We start from the raw sequence: 16,899 nt of genomic DNA, 5'->3' as shown, positions 1-16,899 counted from the left end.
GCCCACCGCTGCTCCGGACCGGCTTCGTCACAGGGGAGGCAAGAGCTCCTGCTCGGTCCAGAGCGCCTTGCCGTGCAGGCTGTACCGGGTACCCCAGTGGGTGGCGAGCTGGGAGACGATGAACAGCCCGCGTCCGCCCTCGTCGACGGTCCGGGCGTGGCGCAGGTGTGGTGCCACCGTGCTGCTGTCATGGACTTCGCATGTCAGTGACCGGTCCAGGATCAGCCGCAGTTGGAGGGGCGGGGTGCCGTAGCGGACGGCGTTGGTGACCAGTTCGCTCACGATCAGTTCGGTCGCCCGGACCGTCTCGTCGTCGAGATTCCAGCCGTCGAGCCGGTCGCGCACGAGGGTACGGGCGATGGCAGGGGTCGTCCGGTCGTGGGCCAGCTCCCAGGTGGCGACGCGGTCGGGCGGGACGGTGCCGGTACGGGCGAGGAGGAGAGCCGCGCCGTCGGGGAGGCTTTCGGCCGGCAGGGTGTAGATGACGCCGTCGCACAGCTCCTGCAGATTGCGTTCGGCGCCCTCGAGTGCGCTCCGAATCCGCGTGGCGGACTCGTCGTCGGTCAGCAGGGCGTCGGTTCCGAACGCGAGAATGCTGCCCTCCTCGAGGTCGAGGGTGGCGGTGGCGAACGGAGCGCGGTCGGTGGAGAGGAGCGAAGGCCCCTCCGGTACGTCGACGGCCGGCGTGCTGCCGTCGGGCGAGATGACGATCGGGGCGGGGTGCCCGGCCCGGGCGATCGTGCAGGTGCGCGAGAAGGGGTCGTAGACCGCGTAGATGCAGGACGCCCTCAACGACTCCCGGTGCAGCGCGTCGCCCGGCGGCAGAGAGGCGCGCTCGTCGGCCAGCCGGTCGGCCGTGTCGTTGAGCCGGGCCATGACCTCGTCCGGCGGCAGGTCGAGAGCGGCCAGCGCCTGGATGACCGTACGCAACTGCCCCATGGCGATCGCCGTCTGCAGACCGTGCCCCGCGACCTGGCCGACGACCAGTGCGGTGCGGGCTCCGGACAGGCCGATGGTGTCGAACCAGCAGCCGCTGTTGTGACCGGGCATAAGGACGTGAGCGGTCTCGATGGCGGCTCTGGCACGGTCGCCCTGCGGAAGCAGCCGGCGCTGGACCGTCGACGCGATCACATGGTCGCGCTCGAACCGGCGCGCGTTGTCGATACTCAGCGCGACGTGAACGGCCGCGGTCTGCGCGAGCGCGGTGTCGTTGTCGTCGTACGGCTCCGACCCAGGGCACAACCGGTACAGGCTCACCAGCCCGAGGACCGCGCCGTGCACCGTCAGAGGGACCACCATCAGCGAATGGGCCCCGAGCGTCCGGATCAGCTGGGCGGTCTGCGGGTCCGCGGCAAGCCACGGGGTGTCCGCGTCGAGTGCGACGTGCCGGATCTGCAGGTCCGACACCGCCAGGGAGAAGGGGGTGCGGGTGGGCAGTCGCCGCGTGTCACCGACTTGCCCGTCCTGGTCGCCGGCGCTCCTGACACCGCGCAGGGCGGCCCGGCGCAGCGGGACGTCCGCTCCCAGCGGGCCCACCGGAGGATCCGCGCCGCGCAGCACATCGTCCACGACCTCGACCACGGCGAAGTCGGCGAACCCCGGCACGATGGCCTCGACCAGCGCCTGGCACGTGGTCGCCACATCGAGAGACCGGCCCATGCTCCTGAGCAACCTTGCCCGGTACATCGCCCGGGTGCGTGCCTTTTCACGTTCGGTGACATCGACGACGGCGGCGAGCAGACCGAGGATCTGGCCTCTCTTGTCGTTGAGCCGGAAAACGGTGACCAGGAAGCTGCGGCTCGGACCGGGACCGCTCCTGATACGACCGTGGACCAGCCGATCGTGCACCGGCACACCCGTGTCCAGCACGCGCTGCAGCAGTTCCCCGGTGGAGTTCGGCCGGTCGAGATGGTACGCATCGGTGAAGCGGCGCCCGATCACCCTCTCGGCGCGGTCGGGACCGGCCAGAGAGCTGATCCGTACCACCCGCAGCTGCGGATCGAGCACATGAAGACCCACCACGGACTGGGCGAACAGTCTGTCGAGGAGCGCCGCGTCCATACCGTCCGTCGGCACGGGCGCGGGGACCGGTGCCCCTTCGTCCGGCACGCTGTCACCCCCATCGGACTCTGCCCCACCGCTGCGATGGGGCACGTACGCGATCAGCGTCCGTGCTTCCCGGGTGCCACGCCAGCGAAGCGCAGCAGACGGGTGACTCCCCTTTCGGCCGATTACATGCGTCGGCGCCCGGACACTCAGGCGTACACCGAACCGGCCGGGACGGTGTTCCCGGAGGCCCGGGACGGCGCGGAGGCTTCTGGTGTCACGGGCCCGGACGGCGGAGGCTCCGGGGCCGGCCGGGAGGCGGGCGACTCGGTGACCGGCGGTTCCTCGGAGGGAGGCGGGCTCGACGGCTCGGCGGACGGGGATTCGGAGGCGGGGGGCGGGGAGGACGGCGGTGCGGAGGGCGTCGATTCCGGAGACTCGGAGGACGGGGACTTCGAGGCCGACGGGCACGGTTCGGTGGACTTCCCGCCGGGCGCCTCCGGGCAGGGCGACGGCGTGCGGTGGGCAGGCGGCTTCGTCTTCTTGTCGCTGCCACCGGTGTCGCCAGCCTTGCGGGAGAACCAGCCGCCGCTCTTCGGGTCGTGCATGACGAACGCCGTCACCGCATGTGCCGAAGGCTCCACCACCACGACGTTCGAGGAACGGTACCCGGGCCAGGCCTCACCCTTCTGCCGGGCATTGCCCTTCAGCGCGACCGGCGGCAGCAGCGGATTCCCGCATGCGCAGCGCACCCGCGGTACGCCGTGGTCGTCGACGAGCACGGCCGTACCGGCCTGGAGCACTGCCTGGTAGCTGGTGGCGGCTCCGTCCCGGAACCCGTGATTGGTGACCCGGGTGTCCAGCCGCAACTGGACGGGGGTCAGCGCCCGCAGGTACGCGGGAACCCCGGACGGATCGATGTCCAGCACCGAGGCGAAGGCGTCGTTCTTGTCCGGTTCGGCCGTCAGCGCGGTGATCTGCTTCTCCACGTCGCAGCTGGCGACCTTGCGGGTCCCGCCGTACAGACCGGGGGCCGAACCGTCCACACCCTGCGTGACGTTGGCCCCGGTCATGGTCGGGCTGGGCGCCGTGGCTGGCGTCGCCGGGGCGCTGGCGCGCGCCGTCGACGCGGTGAACGGGTCCTGCCCCGCGGCGCTCGCCGGCTGCAGGAAGATTTCACCGGGCGCCCCCGAACCGCCGTCGGGGCGCGTGAGGACGACGGCCAGCACCACCGTCGCCACGACCACCGCGGCGACCGTCGCCACCGTAGGCACGGACCGCCACCAGGGGCGACCCGACCCGCCGGGACCACCGGGCCCCGATGGTCCGCCCCCGCCGCCGGAGCCGCCGAATCCGCCGCCGGGCGGCCCGCCGGGGGAGCCGGGCGAAGTGTCGGGCGGCACCGAACCGGGTGGCGGATGGCCGGAGAGAGGGCCGGAAGGGGGGCCTGTCGGGCGGTCGGGCGACGGCGGTCGGGTACTCATGGGCTCTTCTTCCCCGTGTAGCGATCAGCCCCCTTTCCTCCCCGGATGCTCATTGTGTGCGCGCGGACCGCACGCCTCGCAAGCCGACGCCACGCGCCGGCTGCGGGTGGCGGAGCACTGCATCCGATGCAGTGCGCTGATCCGACGAGATCGCGGAACAGCCCTTAGCGTGGCGGCATGAGCCAACAGGGTTTCAGCGGGCCCAGCGGCGCGCCGCGCTCCGCGCACGGCTGGGGCGACGCCCTCCTGACGGTGCTCGCCGCGCTGGTGGTCATGGCCGCCACGGCCGCCCTCGGCCTGTGGGCGGCGGGTGCGGCCGGCCTGCCCGGCGGCGCGTTGCCCCACGTAGTCGCGGCCGTCGTCGTGATGGCGGCGGGCGGTTCCGTCGCCCTCTCGGGCAACGCGGGAGACCTCGCCAGGACGCATGCGGAGATCTCGGTGCTTCCGCTGTCGGTGACCCTGGCCGGCGCCCTGGTGATGGCCGCGGGTTTTCTGCGGCCGCTGCGCCACCGGGCCGTTGCGGGGGGCCGCGAGCTGGCCGGCTGGGCCGCCCGGGTGGCGGTGCTCTGGGCACTCGCCCTCATCGGCCTCTCGTTCCTGGCCGGAGAGCGCTTCGACATCCCCCTGCAGGACGCGGGGGAGGCGGACGTCGGGGACCTGCTGGGTGCCTCCCCGGAGGTCGGGTTCCGGACCGATGTCCTCCTCACCCTCGTCCTCGGCCTGGTCTGGCTGGCGGGGATCCTCGTCCTGGCCCTTCTCGTCTCGCGCAGCGCCCCGCTCCCGGCCCGGCTGGTGCGCGTCCAGGAGACGGTGCGTCCGCCCGCGTTCGCCATGGTGGCGCTCCTGCTCGGGTACGTCCTCGTGGGCCTGGTCGTCGCACTCGTCGTGGCGGCGACCCGAGGGCACCCGGCACAGACGTTCGCCGTGATCCTCCTGGGGCTGCCGAACCTTGTCTGGCCCGCGTACACGCTGGGGCTCGGTGCGTCCTGGGAGGGGAGGGCCGACGGCCCGTTCGGGCTGCCGATGCCGCAGCTGCTGGACTCGGTGCTGCGTACGCCGGACATCTCCACCGTCAACGTCGCCACACTCGCCGACCGGGACGGGCGGGCCTGGTGGCTGGTGGTCGTCGCCGCGCTGTTCACCCTCGCGGCCGCCTTCCTCATGGCGGTGCGCTCACCGGCCCGGCTGCGTCCCTGGCAGCACGCCGTACACATGGCGGTGGCGCTCGTGCTGACGGTGCTGACCATCTGTCTCGTCGCCCGGGTCTCCGCCCATTACGGACTGTCGCTGCTGGGCATCGGAGACCTCGGTGGAGCCCTCGGCGCGGAGGTCACCCTGCGCCCGCGGCTGTGGAGCGCGCTCGCCATTGCCGCCCTCTGGGGCCTGGTCACCGGGTTCCTCGGCGGCGTGCTGGCGTCCGGGGTCCTGCGCCGGGGCGAAGTGCCGGCGGACAGCTGAAGCCGGCGCCGGCTATCGGATGGGCCCGGGGAACACCGGCAGTGCCCATTGCGGCGGCGGGGGCGGCGGATCGGGCCCGGTGGACCGGACACCGGCCGGCAAGGCGACCTGCGTCGGCGGATGGGCCTCCCGTGCCTTGCTCCGCGCTGCCGCGCGCAGAGCCGCCACGAACTGCAGACAGGAGTCGTACCGGTCGTCCGGGCTCTTGGACAGGGCCTTCGCGATCACGCCGTCGACGGCGGCCGGGAGGCCGGGGCACCGGCCGGTCAGGGGCGGTGGCGGGTCGAACTGATGCGCCCACAGCAGCGCCATGTCGTCGTCGCGCTGGAACGGCGGCGCCCCGGCCAACGTCTCGTACACGACGCAGGCCAGGCTGTAGACATCGCACCGGCCGTCCACCGGACGCCCCGAGATCTGCTCGGGCGCCACATAGTCGAGCGTGCCGACGAACTGCCCCACCGATGTGAACCCGGTCAGCGAGAGCGACTTCTTGGTCAGCCCGAAGTCGGTGAGGTACACATGCTCCGGATGGTCGCTGTCCGTGCCCGCCGCGACCAGGATGTTGCCGGGCTTGACGTCCCGGTGCACCAGCTCGTGGTCGTGTGCGGCATCGAGCGCGGACGCCACCTGCGTGGCGATGCGGACCGCCGCCCCGATCCGCAGCGGCCCCTGACGGTCGATGAGGGCACGGAGATCCTGTCCGGCGACGTACCGCATCGCGATGTAGAGGATGCCCTCGGCCTCACCGGCCTCGAAGACCGGCACGATGTGCGGGTGGTCGATCGCGGCGGCCACCCGGGACTCATGGGCGAACCGCTTCCGGAAGGTGTCGTTGCGGGCGAGTTCGGGGGCGAGCAGTTTGAGGGCGACCGTGCGGTCTAGCCGGAGATCCCTGGCGCGGTACACGACCGCCATGCCCCCGCGGCCGATCTCGCTCTCCACCCGGTAGCCCGCGATCTGCCTGCCGAGCAGATCCGACGGCCGGCCCACGGGCAGTGCGGAGTCGTGCCGCGGAACGGAGGCTTGCGGCGTACCGGGGTCCGCGGGCATCACCTCTCACCCCGAGAGGTGGGCGGATGCGAAGGAGCGGCCCCGGACCCGCCGACCGGCGGCGGGAGCTGCGTCGGCTCGGTGCCGGCGGGTTCCGTCGGGCGGTGTCCGGCCGCGTGCGCGATGTCGACGACCTGCGTCGGCTCCGGTGCCGCCACCTCGTCCGTGGCGCCCGGTCCGTCCTCCGCCGCAGCGGCCCCGTCCGTGGCGCCCGGTCCGTCCTCCGCCGGCGCTCTGTCCGGCCTGCCGGGTTCCGCCGAGGCGGCGTACGTCTGCAGGTGCGTTCCGTCGCTGTACACCCAGCGCTCGTGTTCGGCGTCGTACAGCCACACCGCCTCGCCGTCGACGACCATCCCCACCCGCAGTCCCCGGGTGCGCACGCCGAACGTCTCCCCGTCGATCCGGCCGTCCGCCAGTTCCTCCGCGGCGCGCCGGTACCGGCGCAGCGACTCCTCGGCCCGCCCCATCAGCGGCCGTGGGTCGGCCGCATGGGCGAGCGGCTGCTGGGACTCCGGCGGGTTCTGCGGTACGGACACGAGCAGGCGGCCGTCGACCCACGCCGACCAGCCGTTGGCGCACAGGATCCGCCCCCAGTCGCCGCGCCGGGTGATCAGCTGGACGGGGAGCAGCGGGTCGAGCGGCTCGGTGGGCCGGGCGGCGTCCGGCGCCTCCCAGGCCGGCAGCCCGTCCTGGGGAACGACGTGTGTCGGGCGGAACTCCGGTGTCGCCATGGGCCCTACTTCCGCATGACGGCGGGTTCATGCCGGCGCAGCAGCCGCGCGACCGCGTACCCGAAGACGGCCGAGAGCACCACCAGCATGCCCATGTTCAGCAGCCATACCGCAGGGGAGTGCTCGAACAGCGGATCCGCGCTCACCTTGCCCGGCACGATCCTGCCGAGCCCGATGGTCCCGCCCATGGCCGCCAGTGCCCACCGGGACGGCACCAGCCATGCCAGCTGTTCCAGCCCGGGCACCCCGTTCAGCTTCAGCAGGGCACCGCAGAAGACGACCTGGACGATGGCGAGGAGCACCAGCAGCGGCATGGTGACCTCCTCCTTGCGCACCAGCGCGGAGACGAGCAGACCGAGCATCATCGCCGTGAACGACAACAGGGCCACGGCCAGCGTGATCTCGACCAGTGGTGGCAGGAGCACGCCCTTGCCGCCCGGGGCGTTCAGATCGACGCCCACCAGGCCGACGAGGGTCAGGACCACGGCCTGCAGCACCGTGATGGTGCCCAGCACCACCACCTTGGACATCAGATACGCCGATCTGGAAAGCCCGACGGCGCGCTCCCGCTGGTAGATCGCCCGTTCCTTGACCAGTTCCCGTACGGCGTTGGCGGCGCCGGTCAGCACGGCGCCCACGCACAGGATCAGCAGCGCGTTGATCGCCGTGTCCTGGTTCAGCCGGCTGCCGGCCAGGGCCCGGGTCATAGCGCCCATCACGAACGGCAGGGCGATCATGATGGCCAGGAAGGTCCGGTCGGCGCTCAGCGCGGCGGCGTACCGGCGGACGAGCGTCCGCAGCTGAGCGCCGCCGCTCCGGGTCTTGGGAGGCGGTGCGATCGGGGCCGCCGGGGCGTGCGGCAGCCGGGGCTGCGCGGTGGAGTTCGCGATGTACTGCCGGTGGAACGGGGACGCGCGGTACTCCCCCGACCAGTCCCGGTCCCGGTCGTTCTCGAACGCCTCGAACGCCTCGGGCCAGTGCGCGAACCCGAGGAAGGGGAGTGCGTCCTCCGGCGGCCCGTAGAAGGCGGTCTTCCCGCCGGGGGCGAGGACCAGCAGCCGGTCGCAGACATCGAGGCTGAGCACGCTGTGCGTGACGACGATGACGGTGCGCCCGTCGTCGGCGAGCCCGCGGAGCATATGCATGACCGAGCGGTCCATGCCGGGGTCGAGCCCCGACGTCGGCTCGTCGAGGAAGAGCAGCGACGGCTTCGTCAGCAGCTCCAGCGCGACGCTGACACGCTTGCGCTGGCCGCCGGAGAGGCTGTGGATCGCCTGGGCCGACCGCTTCTCCAGACCCAGTTCACGGATCACTTCGACAACCCGGGCCCGGCGCTCGGACGGGGCGGTGTCGTGCGGGAAGCGGAGCTCGGCGGCATACCCGAGGGCGCGGCCCACGGTCAGCTGGGTGTGCAGGATGTCGTCCTGCGGGACGAGTCCGATGCGATGGCGCAGCTCGGCGTAGTCGTGGTAGAGATCGCGGCCGTCGTACAGGACGCTGCCCTCGTCGGCCGGACGGAGGCCGGTCAGTGCGTTGAGCAGGGTGGACTTGCCGGAGCCGCTCGGACCGACCACGCCGAGCAGACACCTCTCGCCCACCGGGAAGGAGACATCGTCGAGCAGGGTCTTGCGGCCCCGGTCCACGGTGACCGCCAGGTCCTGTACATCGAGCGAGACCTCACCGGTGTCGACGAACTCCTGCAGCACGTCGCCGATCAGAGAGAACTCGGAGTGACCGATGCCGACGATGTCACCCGCGGCGACCGGGGCGCGGCCGACCAGCTGGCCGTTGAGATACGTGCCGTTGTGCGAGCCGAGGTCGACGATCTCGTACATGCCGTCCGGATGTGCCCGCAGTTCGGCGTGCTGGTGCGAGACGGTCAGGTCGTCGACGACGAGGTCGTTGTCGGGGCTGCGGCCGATGCGCACGGTGTGGACGGGGCGCGGCCGCACCGTGGTCGGCTGCCGGAACGTGCCGGTGGCCGCGGGCATGGAGACGGCGGTCGGGCGGTCGGCCGGATGCAGCGCGGGGGCCGGGGGTTCCTGGCCGACCAGCACGGCGCACGGCCCGTCCGCGGGATGACCGAACCGGATGACGCTGCCGGGGCCCACGCCCGACTCATGGATGCGCTTGCCCCCGGTGAACGTGCCGTTCGTACTGTTCTCGTCCTCCAGGGACCAGTGGTCGGCCACGGGCCGGAGCACCGCGTGGTGCCACGAGACCCGGACATCGTCGATCACGATGTCGCTCAAGGGGTCGCGGCCGACGTGGTAATCCCGGCTCGGACTCATCACCGTGGGTCCTGCATCGGTTTCGAGCACAAGTTCAGGGGCAGTCGGTGCGACAGGCCGCTCTACCATGCTCGAATTCTATCTATTGGTCCCTTTATGTGCTTGTGGGTCATCATCGACATTCCCGGACACCGGGGCACATCCACCGCGCGTCGCGGAGCGGCCTCCCGCGACGGCCGACGTCATGGGAGGCCGCTCGACGGCCGGCCTCAGGCGCCCAGGGCCGCGGAGACGACCGCCTTGGCCTCCTCCTGCACCCGGCCGAGGTGACCGGGTCCCAGGAACGACTCCGCGTAGATCTTGTAGACGTCCTCGGTGCCCGAGGGCCGGGCCGCGAACCAGGCGTTCTCCGTGCTCACCTTGATGCCGCCGATCGGTGCACCATTGCCCGGAGCCGACGTGAGGACGGCCGTGACCGGATCGCCGGCCAGCGTGTCGGCTGTGACCTGCTCAGGGGAGAGCCGGCCGAGCACCGCCTTCTGCTCACGGTTCGCGGGGGCGTCGATACGGGCGTACGCGGGTTCGCCGAAGCGTGCGGTGAGTGCCGCGTACTGCTCCGAAGGCGACTTCTCCGTCACCGCGAGGATCTCCGAAGCGAGCAGCGCCAGGATGATGCCGTCCTTGTCGGTCGTCCACACCGAACCGTCACGGCGCAGGAACGACGCGCCTGCCGACTCCTCACCCCCGAACCCCAGCGACCCGTCGACCAGACCGTCCACGAACCACTTGAAGCCGACCGGCACCTCGACCAGCCGCCGTCCGAGATCGGCGGCGACCCGGTCGATCATCCCCGACGACACCAGCGTCTTGCCGACGCCGGCCGTGCCCGGCCACTGACTGCGGTGCGCGAACAGGTAGTCGATGGCGACCGCGAGGTAGTGGTTCGGGTTCATCAGCCCGCCGTCCGGGGTGACGATGCCGTGCCGGTCGGCATCGGCGTCGTTGCCGGTGGCGATCCCGAACCGGTCGCGCTGCTCGATCAGCGACGCCATCGCATGCGGTGAGGAGCAGTCCATCCGGATCCTGCCGTCCCAGTCCAGCGTCATGAATCGCCAGGTGGGGTCGGTCAGCGGATTGACGACGGTGAGATCGAGCCGGTGCTGCTCGGCGATACGGCCCCAGTAGGCGACCGAGGCGCCGCCCAGCGGGTCGGCACCGATCCGTACCCCGGCGGAGCGGATCGCGTCGAGGTCGAGCACGGACGGCAGATCGGCCACGTAGCTTCCGAGGAAGTCGTACGTCGATGTGGTGGGCACCGCCAGCGCGCGGACGTACGACAGCCGCCGTACGTCCTTCATCCCGGCCGCGATGATCTCGTTGGCCCGATCCTGGATCCAGCCGGTCGCCTCGGATCCGGCCGGGCCGCCGTTCGGCGGGTTGTACTTGAACCCGCCGTCACCGGGCGGATTGTGGGACGGCGTCACCACGACACCGTCGGCGAGGCCCGAGGCGCGGCCCCGGTTGTGGGTGAGGATGGCGTGCGACACCGCCGGGGTCGGGGTGTAGCCGTCGGCGGAGTCGATCAGCACGGTCACGTCATTGGCGGCGAACACCTCGATGGCGGTGACCCGCGCGGGCTCCGACAGAGCATGGGTGTCCGCCCCGAGGAACAGCGGTCCGTCCGTGCCCTGCAGGGCACGGTACTCGCTGATGGCCTGGCTGGTCGCGGCGATGTGGTCCTCGTTGAACGCGGTGGCCGTCGACGACCCGCGGTGACCGGAGGTGCCGAACGCCACCCGCTGGTCCGGCTCGGCCGGATCGGGATGCAGCGCGTAATACGCCGTCACCAGCCGGGCCACATCGGTGAGGTCCTCCGGCCGCGCCTGCTGTCCAGCTCGTTCGTGCGGCATCTGCCCACTCCTCCGTATCGGTTGGTCGTCCTGCTCTGCCCGCCGGATCATTTTCGCTGGTGGCCGCCCTGGTCCGGTGACTGCCCCGCCGTACGGACCGCCACCGCGGCGGCGTAGCCGGCCGGAACCTGTACGTCGGTGAGGCTCCAGCCCGCCGGGCCGGGCCGCGGCACGGGCCCGGTGCCCACATGGTCGAGCGAGAGGTCCCGCGCCAGTCCGATCCCCTCGCCCTTGAGATACGCCTCCTTGCGCGTCCAGGTCCGGGCGAAGGCGGCGGGCCGGTCCGCCGCCGGGAGGGCGGCCAGCTCCCGCGCCTCCACCGGATGCAGCATCGCCCCGATCTCCGCCGTGGCCTTCCCGTCGGGTACCGCTTGCACATCGACGCCCAACGGCACGGCGGCGAACGCCAGCAGGGACACGTCCCGGCTGTGCGAGAGCGAGAAGTGCACCCCGCCGCCGGTCGCCGGGCGGCCGTGCGGACCACCGCAGGACGGGCACGGCTCGCGCACCATCCGTACGTCGCGGGGGTCCACCCCCATCCGGTCGCCCAGGAGGATCCGCAACGCCACATGGGCCGCGACGTAGCAGCGGCGATCGGCCGGCCGGACAAATCGCTCTGCACGCCGCTGTTCCCCGGCGTCGAGGATTGCGGGAGCGAGCCGTTCCGCTCCGTCACCGTGCCGCACGGCGTCCACGATCCACAGGGCGGGCATCCCGCTGGGCCCGGACGGCCATGCACCCCGGGTGTCGTCCTGCGGGTCGAAATCGATGGGCTGAAGCACCGGCCGGGTCGTCCCTTCACCTGGTGAGACCGCCGGGAAGCGTCGACTGCGAGCGGCCGGTCCCCATCCTATGAACGCCCACGGGGGCCCCGGCGCGGGTTCGTCCGCGATGTGGAGCAGCTCACGGCGCCGGGGCGGGCGGGACGGACGCCGCGCGCGCGGACACCCACGAGTTGCGCTGTCCGGCTGATCGTGCTCAAGGCGCAAGCGGGTCCCGGACGAAGGACAGGTGTCGGCGCGCCGCGGAGCCCGTCCCGTCCGCCCCCTGTCCGCGCCCGGTCCAGGCATTCAAGGAGTCATGCATGCGTATGCGTACACGCTGGGCGTCGGCCGCCCTGCTGCTGCTCGTACCGCTGATCGGCGGCACCGGCGCCGCCGCCCGTCCGGCTGACGGCGGTGTAGTGGTGGAGCGTTCCGCGCGGGCCGTCCCCGGCCAGTACATCGTCACCCTCACACCCGAGTACTCCGCCTCTTCCGTCATGCAGCAGTTCGGCGTGGAACCCCTGTTCACGTACGACAGCGTGCTGCACGGATTCGCCGCCACGCTCAGCCCCGCCCAACTGACGGTCGTCCGTTCGTCGCCCGGTGTGGCGGCGGTCGAGGAGGACTCCGTGGTCACCGTGAGCGAGCCGGCGGCCGCCCCGCCGCGTTACGCGGTCACGGCGGCGGACTGGGGACTGGACCGGATCGACCAGCGGAATCTCCCGCTCGACAACACGTTCAGCAGTTCGGCCACCGGCAAGGGCGTCACGGCGTACATCGTCGACACCGGAATCGACACCCTGCACAGTGAGTTCGGCGGGCGCGCCACCGTCGGATTCGACGCCGTCGGCGACGGCCGGGCCGGTCAGGACTGCAACGGCCACGGCACCCACGTGGCGGGCACGGTCGGCGGCGCCACCTTTGGAGTCGCCCCGTCCGTCTCCCTCGTCGCCGTGCGCGTTCTCGACTGCGAGGGCAACGGCACCGGTGCGGGGATCCTGGCCGGTCTCGACTGGGTCGCCAGGAACGCCAAGCAGCCCGCGGTGCTGAACGCCTCATTCGGCGGCCCCGCGTCCGCGTCGGTCGACGATGCCGTCGACGCCATCGCGGCCGGCGGGATTCTCCCCGTCGTCGCGGCAGGCAACAGTGCGGCGGACGCCTGCGGTGTCTCACCGGCGCGTGCCCCGCGGGTGGTCACCGTCGCGGCCAGCGACGGCAGTGACCGGGGGACCGGCTTCAGCAACTACGGCACGTGCGTGTGGATGTACGCCCCCGGTGCGGCCATCGTCTCCGCCAAGCTCGGCGGCGGCTCCGTGGCACTGGACGGAACGTCCATGGCCAGTCCGCATGTTGCCGGTGTCGCCGCCCTCTACAAGGAGATGAACCCGGACGCGGCGCCGGACGGCATCGCCCGCTGGCTTGCCGACCAGTCGACCAAGGACGTCCTGTCCTCTCTGGGTGCGGGTTCGCCCAACCGTCTCCTCTACACCGGGGGGCTCTGACCTGCAGGTCGAAGCCGCGCGAGGAGCGGGGCGCGCGGTTGCGGGCCCCGCTTGTGCCTCAGGGCTGTCCGGAACGGCGGTCCTTCGTTCCCGGCACCCCGAAACACCCTGCCACGCACGCCACATGCGTATCGCTGTCAAACTTTTACGAAATCTGCGTGAGATATTGCGCTGAGATGAGGGCGGTGGTTGAGTGTGCCGCGCCCCGGCAGAGAGCCGGCCGAGGGACTTCCACGCTCATGCCCGAAGGGACCACCGATGAGAAGTGCTGGGTTCCGCCGTCATCGCCGTACACGACGCACCTCCGCGGCCGCCCTCGTCACCGCACTCGCCCTGACCGCTCTCGCGTCCTGCGGTACGAGCAGCAGCAGCGACGACAACGGCGGCGGCGGTTCCGGCGGCTCGTCCGATCCGTCAGCCCCGCTGGACCCGAAGGCGAAGGTGACGCTCTCGATCGACTGCATGCCGCCTGCCGCGAAGGCCGCGGAACTGCGGGAGTGGAACGAGGACATCAAGACGTTCAACAAGAAGTACCCGAACGTCACGATCAACGGAAAGTCCACGCCCGGTCAGTGCCTGGAGCCGCCGCGTTTCACCGCCATGCTCAAGGCGAAGTCGCAGCCCGACGTCTTCTACGCGTACTTCACCGACCTGGAGCAGGTTCTGGACAACGACGGGGCGACGGACATCTCCGCGTACGTCACCGACACAACGGTCCCGGCTCTCAAGGACATTCAGCCGCAAGTTCTCGACGTGGCCCGCAAGGACGGCAAGCTCTACGCGCTGCCGACCAGCAACTACACCATGGGCCTGATGATCAACCGGAAGCTCTTCACTCAGGCCGGTCTCGACCCGGACACGCCGCCGGCCACCTGGGAAGAGGTCCGGGCCGCCGCCAAGAAGATCGCGGCGCTCGGTAAGGGCATCGCCGGCTACGGCGAGTACAGCGCGGCCAACACCGGTGGCTGGCACTTCACCGCCGCCCAGTACTCCCTCGGTGGCGACGTGGTCGACTCCACCGGCAAGAAGGCCGCCTTCAACGACGACACCGGCAAGCAGGTCCTCCAGCAGTTGCACGACATGCGGTGGGAGGACGACAGCATGGGTCAGACGCAGCTGCTGAAGTGGGGTGATCTCCAGAAGCAGATCGCCAGCGACAAGCTCGGCATGTTCCTTGCCGCACCCGACGACATCACGTACATGGTCCAGCAACTCGGCGCCAAGTACGAGAACTTCGGCATGGGCCCGATCCCCGGCGCCAAGGGCACCCTGTTCGGCGGCAACAACTACATGATCAAGAAGGGCAGTTCGCCCGACAAGATCAAGGCCGCGATCGCCTGGCTCAACTTCAAGAACCTCACCCAGGGCAAGGGCCAGTTCGACTGGGCACGCACCAAGGCCGACCAGTTGCCCGTAGGACTGCCGCAGCCGAACTTCTTCCTCGGCGCCACCAAGACGAAGGACGACGCGGAGCGCGTCGCCAACGCCACCATGCCGGTCGAGAACTTCAAGGCCTTCATGGACAACCCGGTGACCGGCAAGGCCGAGCCGCCGAAGGCCCAGGAGATCTACAAGATCCTCGACAACGCCATGTCCGGCGTCCTGACCAACAAGAACGCGGACATCGACAAGCTGCTCTCCGACGCCGAGAAGCAGGTCAATCAGGTCCTCGCGGCCCAGTGACGGACGTGCGGGGCCGGGTCACACGGACCCGGCCCCGCATCCGGAGCGTCCGCATCCGGAATGTCCCTCGCGTATGACGCACACCGGCACCGAGGAGAGACCATGTCGGCCCCCACCCTGTCCACCAGCAAGGCGACCAGGCCACGCCGCGGACACCCGGGCCCCGCCCGCGAGGAGTTCGTACGCGCGCTGCGCCGCAACATGACGGCGCACGGCTTCCTGATCGGAGCGGTCCTCTGCTTCTCGTTCTTCTCGTGGTACCCGATGGTCCGTGAATTCGTTCTGGCCTTCCAGAAGAACGAGGACGGCAGGACCACCTGGGCCGGCTGGTCCAACCTCAGCTACGTGGTCAACGACCCGGCCTTCTGGCAGGCCTGGCGCAACACCCTGCTCTTCACCGGCCTCGCCCTGCTGCTGGGCTTCGCGGTCCCGTTCGTCGTCGCCGTCGTGATCAACGAGTTCCGGCACGGACAGGGCTATCTGCGGCTGCTGGTCTACCTGCCGGTGATGCTGCCACCGGTCGCCTCCGTCCTGCTGTTCAAATACTTCTACGACCCCGGGTACGGGCTCTTCAACCGGGTCCTGGAGGTCTTCCACCTCCCCGCCCAGCAGTGGCTCCAGTCCACGGACACCGCCATGCTCTCCGTCGTGATCGCCGCCACGTGGATGAACATGGGGGGCGCCACCCTCATCTACCTGGCCGCGCTCCAGTCGATCCCCGGCGAGCTGTACGAAGCGGCCGAACTCGACGGCGCCGGACTGCTGCGCAGGGTCTGGCACGTCACCATCCCGCAGACCCGGCTCATCCTCTCGCTGCTCCTGCTGATGCAGATCATCGCCACGATGCAGGTGTTCACCGAACCGTTCCTGCTCACCAACGGCGCGGGCCCGGAGGGCTCCACCACGACCGTCGTCTACCTCATCTACCAATACGCCTTCAATTTCAACAACTACGGCAGTGCGGCCGCCCTCGGGCTCGTCCTGCTCGTCGTCCTCGCGGGCTTCTCCGCGGTGTACGTACGGCTCAGCCGCGGCAGCGAAGACCAGTAGGGGGCCCGACCATGGCATCGAACACCTTCCTCTCCCGACGGCCCGCCCCGGCACAGCCGGTCCGCGGACGGGGCGGGGCCGGACGGGGCCCCGCCGACCAGCAGCGCCAGCGGACCCTGATCTCGCCGGCCCAGCTCGCCCGGCCGCGCAGCAGAGCCGCCTACTGGATCGTCCTCGCGCTGGTGACCGTCCTGTTCACCCTTGCCTTCCTGGGGCCGCTCTACTGGATGGTCACCGGCGGACTCAAGACCACCCAGGAAGTCGTGCAGAGCCCGCCCACCGCCTTCCCGACATCCCTCCACACGGAGAACTACTCCCGGGCATGGACCGTGATGGACCTGTCCCGGCTCCTCTTCAACACCCTCTACTACGCGTTCGGCGCGCTCGCCTTCCAGCTCCTCTTCGACGTCGCCGCCGCCTACTCGCTCTCCAAACTGAGGCCCGTCCTCGGCAAGGTCATCCTCGGGATGATGCTGGCCACACTGATGATCCCGGCCACCGTCCTCGTCGTACCGCAGTACCTCACCGTCCTCGACGTGCCGATCGTGCAGCGCAATCTGCTCAACTCGCCCTGGGCGATCTGGCTGCCGTCCGTCACCAACGCCTTCAACATCTTCCTGCTGAAGAGGTTCTTCGACTCGATCCCGCGCGAACTCCTGGACGCCGCCGCCATCGACGGGGCCTCCGCGCTGCGCACCCTGCGCTCCGTGGTCCTGCCGATATCCCGGCCGATCCTCGGCGTCGTCTCCATCTTCGCGATCGTCGGCGTCTGGAAGGACTTCCTCTGGCCCATGCTCACCCTGCCCGACCCCAGCAAGCAGACCCTCAACGTCGGCATCTACTCACTTGCCAGCGGAGTCCCCGAGAACGTGCTGATCGCCGCGCTCACCATCGCCTCCGTCCCGACGCTGATCGTCTTCCTGCTCTTCCAGCGCAACATCATGGGCGGCCTCACCGCGGGCGGTCTCAAGGGCTGACGTCGCCCGCCCC

The 16,899-nt window shown here is 70.7% G+C and carries 12 protein-coding genes; 5 read left to right on the top strand and 7 right to left on the bottom strand.

The window, feature by feature from the left end:
* Window positions 1-27 precede the first annotated feature (27 nt).
* On the bottom strand, window positions 28-2,061 hold the full coding sequence (locus tag LRD69_RS00395) for a SpoIIE family protein phosphatase (RefSeq protein WP_277329574.1): 2,034 nt from the start codon (window positions 2,059-2,061) through the stop codon (window positions 28-30).
* A 194-nt stretch (window positions 2,062-2,255) separates the two neighbouring features.
* Complete coding sequence (locus tag LRD69_RS00390) at window positions 2,256-3,530, bottom strand: DUF6777 domain-containing protein (protein ID WP_277324524.1); 1,275 nt, start codon at window positions 3,528-3,530, stop codon at window positions 2,256-2,258.
* A gap of 177 nt (window positions 3,531-3,707) precedes the next feature.
* On the opposite strand from LRD69_RS00390, the gene LRD69_RS00385 reads away from it, so the two are divergent.
* The gene (locus LRD69_RS00385) at window positions 3,708-4,988 is read left to right on the top strand and encodes a streptophobe family protein (protein ID WP_277324523.1); all 1,281 of its coding nucleotides are present in this window, start codon (window positions 3,708-3,710) and stop codon (window positions 4,986-4,988) included.
* Between the two features lie 12 nt (window positions 4,989-5,000).
* Here the strand turns inward: LRD69_RS00385 and LRD69_RS00380 are convergent, their stop codons facing one another.
* From LRD69_RS00380 to LRD69_RS00360, 5 genes are all read right to left on the bottom strand, one after another.
* Window positions 5,001-6,038, bottom strand: coding sequence for a serine/threonine-protein kinase (locus tag LRD69_RS00380; RefSeq protein WP_277324522.1), 1,038 nt, complete (start codon window positions 6,036-6,038; stop codon window positions 5,001-5,003).
* Window positions 6,038-6,769, bottom strand: a complete 732-nt coding sequence (locus tag LRD69_RS00375; protein ID WP_277324521.1) for a hypothetical protein — start codon at window positions 6,767-6,769, stop codon at window positions 6,038-6,040. The genes LRD69_RS00380 and LRD69_RS00375 overlap by 1 nt, the downstream gene beginning before the upstream one ends.
* Window positions 6,770-6,774: 5 nt before the next feature.
* The gene (locus LRD69_RS00370; RefSeq protein WP_277324520.1) at window positions 6,775-9,129 is read right to left on the bottom strand and encodes an FHA domain-containing protein; all 2,355 of its coding nucleotides are present in this window, start codon (window positions 9,127-9,129) and stop codon (window positions 6,775-6,777) included.
* A gap of 140 nt (window positions 9,130-9,269) precedes the next feature.
* Complete coding sequence (gene pgm / locus LRD69_RS00365) at window positions 9,270-10,910, bottom strand: phosphoglucomutase (alpha-D-glucose-1,6-bisphosphate-dependent) (RefSeq protein WP_277324519.1); 1,641 nt, start codon at window positions 10,908-10,910, stop codon at window positions 9,270-9,272.
* A 47-nt stretch (window positions 10,911-10,957) separates the two neighbouring features.
* On the bottom strand, window positions 10,958-11,692 hold the full coding sequence (locus LRD69_RS00360; RefSeq protein ID WP_277324518.1) for a 4'-phosphopantetheinyl transferase superfamily protein: 735 nt from the start codon (window positions 11,690-11,692) through the stop codon (window positions 10,958-10,960).
* Window positions 11,693-11,994: 302 nt separating this feature from the next.
* Between LRD69_RS00360 and LRD69_RS00355 the strand changes: the two genes are divergently transcribed.
* The 4 genes from LRD69_RS00355 to LRD69_RS00340 all read left to right on the top strand — a co-directional run bounded on the left by LRD69_RS00355 (window position 11,995) and on the right by LRD69_RS00340 (window position 16,886).
* The gene (locus LRD69_RS00355; protein WP_277324517.1) at window positions 11,995-13,176 is read left to right on the top strand and encodes a S8 family peptidase; all 1,182 of its coding nucleotides are present in this window, start codon (window positions 11,995-11,997) and stop codon (window positions 13,174-13,176) included.
* Between the two features lie 258 nt (window positions 13,177-13,434).
* A complete protein-coding gene (locus LRD69_RS00350; protein WP_277324516.1) occupies window positions 13,435-14,859 on the top strand; it encodes an extracellular solute-binding protein in 1,425 nt (474 codons plus the stop codon).
* A 102-nt stretch (window positions 14,860-14,961) separates the two neighbouring features.
* Window positions 14,962-15,909: a sugar ABC transporter permease gene (locus LRD69_RS00345; RefSeq protein ID WP_277324515.1), complete on the top strand. Its 948-nt coding sequence runs from the start codon at window positions 14,962-14,964 to the stop codon at window positions 15,907-15,909.
* Window positions 15,910-15,920: 11 nt separating this feature from the next.
* Window positions 15,921-16,886, top strand: a complete 966-nt coding sequence (locus tag LRD69_RS00340) for a carbohydrate ABC transporter permease (RefSeq protein WP_277324514.1) — start codon at window positions 15,921-15,923, stop codon at window positions 16,884-16,886.
* Window positions 16,887-16,899: the final 13 nt, after the last annotated feature.

Source organism: Streptomyces sp. JH14, from assembly GCF_029428675.1.
Taxonomy (GTDB): domain Bacteria; phylum Actinomycetota; class Actinomycetes; order Streptomycetales; family Streptomycetaceae; genus Streptomyces.
This window is presented reverse-complemented; position numbering and strand designations above follow the sequence as displayed.

Bases quoted from the DNA above. Each gene is read 5' to 3' on its own strand.
- LRD69_RS00395 (WP_277329574.1), bottom strand. From the start codon at position 2,061: ATGGACGCGGCGCTCCTCGACAGACTGTTCGCCCAGTCCGTGGTGGGT.
- LRD69_RS00390 (WP_277324524.1), bottom strand. From the start codon at position 3,530: ATGAGTACCCGACCGCCGTCGCCCGACCGCCCGACAGGCCCCCCTTCC.
- LRD69_RS00385 (WP_277324523.1), top strand. From the start codon at position 3,708: ATGAGCCAACAGGGTTTCAGCGGGCCCAGCGGCGCGCCGCGCTCCGCG.
- LRD69_RS00380 (WP_277324522.1), bottom strand. From the start codon at position 6,038: ATGCCCGCGGACCCCGGTACGCCGCAAGCCTCCGTTCCGCGGCACGAC.
- LRD69_RS00375 (WP_277324521.1), bottom strand. From the start codon at position 6,769: ATGGCGACACCGGAGTTCCGCCCGACACACGTCGTTCCCCAGGACGGG.
- LRD69_RS00370 (WP_277324520.1), bottom strand. From the start codon at position 9,129: ATGGTAGAGCGGCCTGTCGCACCGACTGCCCCTGAACTTGTGCTCGAA.
- pgm (WP_277324519.1), bottom strand. From the start codon at position 10,910: ATGCCGCACGAACGAGCTGGACAGCAGGCGCGGCCGGAGGACCTCACC.
- LRD69_RS00355 (WP_277324517.1), top strand. From the start codon at position 11,995: ATGCGTATGCGTACACGCTGGGCGTCGGCCGCCCTGCTGCTGCTCGTA.
- LRD69_RS00350 (WP_277324516.1), top strand. From the start codon at position 13,435: ATGAGAAGTGCTGGGTTCCGCCGTCATCGCCGTACACGACGCACCTCC.
- LRD69_RS00345 (WP_277324515.1), top strand. From the start codon at position 14,962: ATGTCGGCCCCCACCCTGTCCACCAGCAAGGCGACCAGGCCACGCCGC.
- LRD69_RS00340 (WP_277324514.1), top strand. From the start codon at position 15,921: ATGGCATCGAACACCTTCCTCTCCCGACGGCCCGCCCCGGCACAGCCG.